This is a genomic window from Luteimonas sp. 100069, assembly GCF_003813845.1.
Classification (GTDB): Bacteria; Pseudomonadota; Gammaproteobacteria; order Xanthomonadales; family Xanthomonadaceae; genus Luteimonas; species Luteimonas chenhongjianii.
The window spans coordinates 1-5896 of record NZ_RPFN01000009.1; the positions used below are offsets into that span (position 1 = coordinate 1).

The 5896-nt window shown below is 68.1% G+C and carries 2 protein-coding genes, 2 rRNA genes and 1 pseudogene; 4 read left to right on the forward strand and 1 reads right to left on the reverse strand.

Annotated features, from left to right (window positions below; all coding sequences use genetic code 11):
• From EGK76_RS14855 to EGK76_RS14870, 3 genes are all read left to right on the forward strand, one after another.
• Positions 1-147, forward strand: a 23S ribosomal RNA gene (locus tag EGK76_RS14855); the annotation flags it as partial.
• Positions 148-317: 170 nt separating this feature from the next.
• A 5S ribosomal RNA gene (gene rrf, locus EGK76_RS14860) occupies positions 318-431 on the forward strand.
• A gap of 921 nt (positions 432-1352) precedes the next feature.
• The gene (locus tag EGK76_RS14870) at positions 1353-4049 is read left to right on the forward strand and encodes a bifunctional acetate--CoA ligase family protein/GNAT family N-acetyltransferase (RefSeq protein WP_123833138.1); all 2697 of its coding nucleotides are present in this window, start codon (positions 1353-1355) and stop codon (positions 4047-4049) included.
• 9 nt (positions 4050-4058) lie between these two features.
• Here EGK76_RS14870 and EGK76_RS14875 read toward each other — a convergent pair.
• Positions 4059-4229 (reverse strand): annotated as a pseudogene (locus tag EGK76_RS14875) (HupB); the annotation flags it as partial.
• A 123-nt stretch (positions 4230-4352) separates the two neighbouring features.
• Here EGK76_RS14875 and dinB point away from each other — a divergent pair.
• On the forward strand, positions 4353-5417 hold the full coding sequence (gene dinB / locus EGK76_RS14880; protein ID WP_123833139.1) for a DNA polymerase IV: 1065 nt from the start codon (positions 4353-4355) through the stop codon (positions 5415-5417).
• Positions 5418-5896 lie beyond the last annotated feature (479 nt).

The window sequence follows — 5896 nt, forward strand, 5'->3', positions numbered from 1 at the left end:
AAGCGGGAAGCGCGCCTCAAGATGAGATCTCCCGGGAGCTTGACTCCCCTGAAGGAACCATCAAGACCAGGTGGTTGATAGGCTGGGTGTGTAAGTACAGCAATGTATTGAGCTAACCAGTACTAATGATCCGTGCGGCTTGACCATATAACCTCAAGTTGCTTCTATCGAAGCATCCTTGGCCTCCACAACACGTGTGAGACGCGTTTCAAATGTTCGCTACTTCCCAACCTCTGAGAGCGTGAGCGCTGTCAGTCCCACTTTCGATCGCATCACTGCGTCGATACCCGGACCGACCTGCGACCCTCCACCCTCTCCCTGGTGACTATAGCTGTATGGAACCACCCGATCCCATTCCGAACTCGGAAGTGAAACGTACATGCGCCGATGGTAGTGTGCATCTAGCATGCGAGAGTAGGTCATCGCCAGGGTTTTTACCCAAAACCCCCGCCGGTATTCCGGCGGGGGTTTTTCTTTGTCTGGAGTTTCTAGCTGCCCGAACGGACATGGAGACACCCGCGGCGTCACGCGGCAGACGGATTTAGTCTGAGCGCACGAGACGCGATTCCCATGGCGCGCGGGGAAGGCGCAGTAGATCCGCGATCGCAGAACGGCGCGCATGCCCGATCAGCCCGCGGGTGCACATGGGTCCGCTGGGCGCCAGCGAGCGTGCACAGCGGCGCGAACACCTGCTCATGGGAATCGCTCCTGCGGCCTGTCCTCACGCAGACCCTCGCGATCGAACAGAAGCTCCGGGGGTGCGCACGCAGACTTCCATGGTCGCGGCCCTGTCGGCGAGGTCTGCGCAAGAGTGCACGACCGTCGACGTTGAACCCTCTGCGCCGATGCATGCGGCGGTACGTGGAGAGAATGTCCGGATCCGGATCTCTTTGCTTCGGATCGCTGCGACAGGCCAGGTCCCCGCTCTGCTCATGCTCCCGGTGCAGCGCTTCTTCGCCGTGCGCCTCGATGGCGCCAACGTCTCCGGTGCCGCAGTCAGGGCGATGGTGCGCCGGCTGATCGAGGCGGAAGGGGGCGAGCGGTTTCAGGCCAGGAAACGCCACCGGTCGGGACAAGCCCGGCCGTCATGCTTCCGCCGCGCAACTGCTCGCCGGTCGAACTCCGGCAGCGGGTGCCTTCAACCGGCGGCGGTGTACGCGAAGCCTCAAGGACAGCCGGGCGGCTAGCCACGAACACGGGGGGGCGCTCGGGATGCATGCCGGAAGCTGGACGAGAGCACCCTATACGCACGCGGTTCCCACCCGGGCTCTGTTCAAGGCGGGGCAGCGCCTCCGGACGTCGACCGGCCATCGTGTATGGTCTGCGGTCGCTCGAAGGAAGCCGCGGGCACGATGAGTACCTACGCCCTGCAATCCGTGTTTCATCCGGCATCGGTCGCGCTGGTCGGCGCGAGTCCTCGGCCGCGTTCCTTGGGCCGGCTGGTCCTGCAGCAGCTGCGCGAGGGGGGATTCGCCGGGCCGATCGGCCTGGTGAACCCGCGTCATGCCGTCATCGACGGCGTGCAGGCAGTGCGGTCCTTCGATGCCTTGGCCTTCGTCCCCGAACTGGTGGTGATCGCAGTGCCGCCATCGGATGTTGCAACCGTCGCCGAGGCGGCCGCACGCAAGGGCGCCAAGGCTGCGATCGTGCTCACGCGTGACATGGGGATCGGCGCGGGTTCACCCAACGCGGCGCTGGCGGCCGTGGCTCGCGCCTACGCCCTGCGGATCGTCGGCCCCAACTGTCTGGGCGTGATTGCGCCACATGCGAATCTGTTCGCGAGCTTTGCCGCGCATGCGCCCGCAGCCGGCGATCTCGCCCTGATCTCGCAGTCGGGCGCGGTGGCAGCGGGCATGATCGAATGGAGCCGTCCGCGTGGTATCGGTTTTTCCGCCGTCGCCTCGCTGGGCGATGCGCTGGATGTGGATTTCGCGGATCTGCTCGACTACTTCGCCACCGACCGGCGCACCCGCGCGATCCTGCTGTACGTCGAGCGGGTTCGCGATGCGCGCAAGTTCCTGTCAGCGGCGCGGGCGGCCGCGCGGGCGAAACCGGTGGTGGTGGTCAAGCCGGGCCGCCACGCCCGGCGCGAAGCACCGGCTCTGACCCATGCCGCAGTGCTTGCCGCGCCTGATGCCGTCTACGACGCCGCATTCCGCAGGGCCGGCCTGCTGCGCGTGCATGCGCTCGATGAGCTGTTTGCCGCCGCCGAAACCCTGTCCCACCTCGGCAGCCTGCCGGGCGATCGGCTTGCGGTGATGACCAACGGCATCGGCGTGGGCATGCTCGCGCTCGACAGGCTCGTCGATCTGGGCGGCACGCGGGCCACGCTGTCCGATGCCACGCTGGACACGCTCGATGCCGCGCTCGAGCGTGGCTGGTCGCGGCGCAACGCGGTCGACATGCTGGGCGATGCCGATGGTCGCCGCTATGCGGCGACGCTCGAGGCCCTGCTCGAGGATCGCGAGAACGATGCCGTGCTGGTAATGCAGGTGCCCACGGTGCTGTCGGATCCGGACGAGACCGCTGCGGCTGTGGTGCGGACCCTCGCGACACGTCCGCTTACTGCCCAGGCCAAACCGGTGTTCGCGGTCTGGCTCGGCGATCAGGCGGGCGCGCGCCAGACCCTGGGGGATGCGGGTATCCCGGTGTATGCGAGCGAGGCCGATGCGGTCCGCGGTTTCATGTATCTGGTGCGCCATCAGCAGGCGCAACGCGCCCTGATGGAGACGCCGCCCAGCCTGCCCGAAGATTTCAACGTGGACCTGCCGGCCGCGCGCGCGATCGTCCAGGCCGCCTTGGCATCGGGCAACCGCATGCTCGACCCGGTGGCGAGCGTGCGCCTGCTGCGCGCCTATGGCATCGCGGTCGCCGATGTATCGCGGGCACGGGATCCGGAAGCGGCCGTCGAAGCGGCGCGTGCCATGTTCGCGCGCGGCTCGACGGTCGCGGTGAAGATCGACGCGCCGGACATCCCGCACAAGTCGGATGTCGACGGCGTGCGATTGAATCTGGCCAGCGCCGACGCCGTACGCGCCGCGGCCGAAGACATCCTGACGCGCGCGCGACGGCTGCGTCCGCAGGCCAGGATCGAAGGGGTCACCGTTCATGCGATGGTGCTGCGGCCCAAGGCACGCGAACTCATCGCCGGCATCGCCGATGATCCGACCTTTGGTCCGGTCATCGTGTTCGGACGCGGCGGCACTGCGGTCGATGTCATCGACGACAAGGCCCTGATGCTGCCACCGCTGGATCTGCGGCTGGCCCATGAGCTGATCGGCCGGACCCGTGCAGCGCGGATCCTCAAGGCCTATCGCGATGTGCCGGCCGCCGATGAGCGCGCGCTTGCGCTGGTGCTGGTGAAACTGGCCCAGATGGCCGCGGACCTGCCGGAACTGCGCGAAATCGACATCAATCCGCTGCTCGCCGATCAGAGCGGCGTGGTCGCGGTGGATGCGCGCATCGCGGTGGCGCCGGTCAGACCCCTGCACAAGGGCCGGGGCCATCCGCGCTTCGCGATTCTCCCGTACCCGGTCGAGTGGGAGCGCACGGTGTCGCTGGCCAACGGGAGTCAGGTCTTCATACGGCCGGTGCGACCAGAAGACGAGGCGATGTTCAGGAGGTTCTTCGAGCGGGTCAGCCCCGAGGATCTCCGGCTGCGCTTCTTCAGCGCGGTGCGCCATTTCAGCCACGAATTCATCGCGCGCCTGACCCAGCTCGACTACGCGCGCTCCATTGCGCTGGCGGCGATCGACCCGGCCAGCGGCGAGATGCTGGGCGCCGTGCGCCTGCTCGCCGATGCCAACTACGACACGGGCGAATACGGAATCATGGTGCGCTCGGACCTCAAGGGCGCCGGCCTGGGCTGGCGGCTGATGAGCCTCATGATCGAGTACGCCCGCTGGCAGGGGCTGCGATTCGTCGAGGGCCAGGTGCTGCGCGAGAACACCACGATGCTGGGCATGTGCCGGCAGCTCGGCTTCTCGATCACGACCGATCCCGACGACGCGACCGTCGCGATCGTCCGGCTGCCGGTCGAGGGCGCCTGATCAGCTGTCCTTGCGGCCGGATCCGCTCTGCTTGCCGCCGCCATCCTGTTTGTTGACGGTGGCCCAGGCGATGCGCTCGGCATCGTCCTTGGAGCGGCCCTTGTCACGCTCCGAAGACTCGATGTGTTCGGCCTTGCGCTTCTGCTTGTCGGTGTAGGACGACTTGTCGCCTTGGCTCATGGCCGGCACCTCGCGGTTGGATGAAGTCCGAGCCTGCTCGCCGCGGCGTGAGTACGACATCGAGATCCCGAGATCCCGTGGCAAAGGCGCAGCGTCTGCGACCGGGGCGACGATAATGCGGTGGTGCGCAAGATCCTCCACATCGACATGGACGCGTTCTACGCGTCGGTCGAACAGCGCGACGATCCGTCGCTGCGGGGCCGGCCGGTGGTCGTGGCCTGGCGCGGCGCGCGGTCGGTCGTGTGCGCGGCGTCCTACGAGGCGCGGCCGTTCGGCGTGCATTCGGCGATGCCGGCGGTGACGGCCGAGCGGTTGTGCCCGGACGCGGTGTTCGTGCCGCCCGACTTCGCCCGCTACAAGGCTGTCTCGCGCCAGGTGCGCGAGATATTCCACGCGCATACCGATCTGGTGCAGCCGCTGTCGCTGGACGAGGCCTATCTCGACGTCACCGACCCGAAGATTCCCTCGCCCAGCGCCACCGCGACCGCGCAGGCGATCCGCGCGCAGATCCTCGAGGCCACGCAACTGACCGCCTCGGCCGGGGTCGCCCCGAACAAGTTCATCGCCAAGATCGCCTCGGACTGGAACAAGCCCGATGGCCTGTTCGTGGTGAAGCCGGCGCAGGTCGATGCGTTCCTGATCCCGCTGAAGGTCGGGCTGATTCCGGGCGTCGGCAAGGTGATGGAGAAGAAGCTGGCCGAGCTGGGGGTCGCGACCGTGGGTGACTTGCGCGGATTGTCGCTGGAGGTGCTGCAGGGGCGTTTCGGCAGCTTCGGCGCGCGGCTCTACCAGCGTGCGCGCGGCATCGACGAACGCGGCGTGGAACCCCACCAGCCGGTGCAGTCGATCTCCTCGGAGGACACCTTCGAGACTGACCTGCTGCTGGAAGACCTGGCGCCGATGATCGAGCGGCTCGCGGAGAAGACCTGGGCGGCAACCCGCAGGACCGCCCGGGTGGGCCGCACCGTGGTGCTGAAACTCAAGACCTCGCAGTTCCGCATCCTGACGCGCAGTTTCACCCCGGACACGCCGCCGGCCTCGCAGGCCGAGCTGATCCGGATCGCGCTGGCCTTGCGCGAGCGCGTGGATCTGCCGGCGTCGACACGCTACCGGCTGGTCGGTGTGGGCATCGGCGGGTTCCGGGAGCCAGACGAACTGCCGGTACAGGTGGGGCTGTTCGAGGGATGAGGGGCTGCGGGCGCTTCCGCCGGATGCAGCGGCCTGGCGAGGATGGCTGGCCGTAGCGGTCGTTGAGTGCCCCGGCCCTCACCCGACGCGCTGAGCGCGTCGACCTCTCCCGGAGGGAGAGGTGCAGGGCAGCAGCCCGGCGGGGCAGTGGCGCTCTCGCGACCGGGGGCGGCATAGCGACGATGCGCTGGGCGTAGTGCTCGCAGGGTGGCCCCGCGTCCCCGCCCTCACCCGACGCGCTGAGCGCGTCGACCTCTCCCGGAGGGAGAGGTGCAGGAGAGCTGCAGCCCGGGCGGGGCAGTGGCGCTCTCGCGACCGGCGTCAGCGTCGACGACGCGCTGGGCATAGCAGTCGTAGGTTGCCCCGCGCGCGTGTCCGCGCCCGCGACCCCCCGCCCTCACCCGACGCGCTGAGCGCGTCGACCTCTCCCGGAGGGAGAGGTGCAGGAGAGCAGCAGCCCGGGCGGGGCAGTGGCGCTC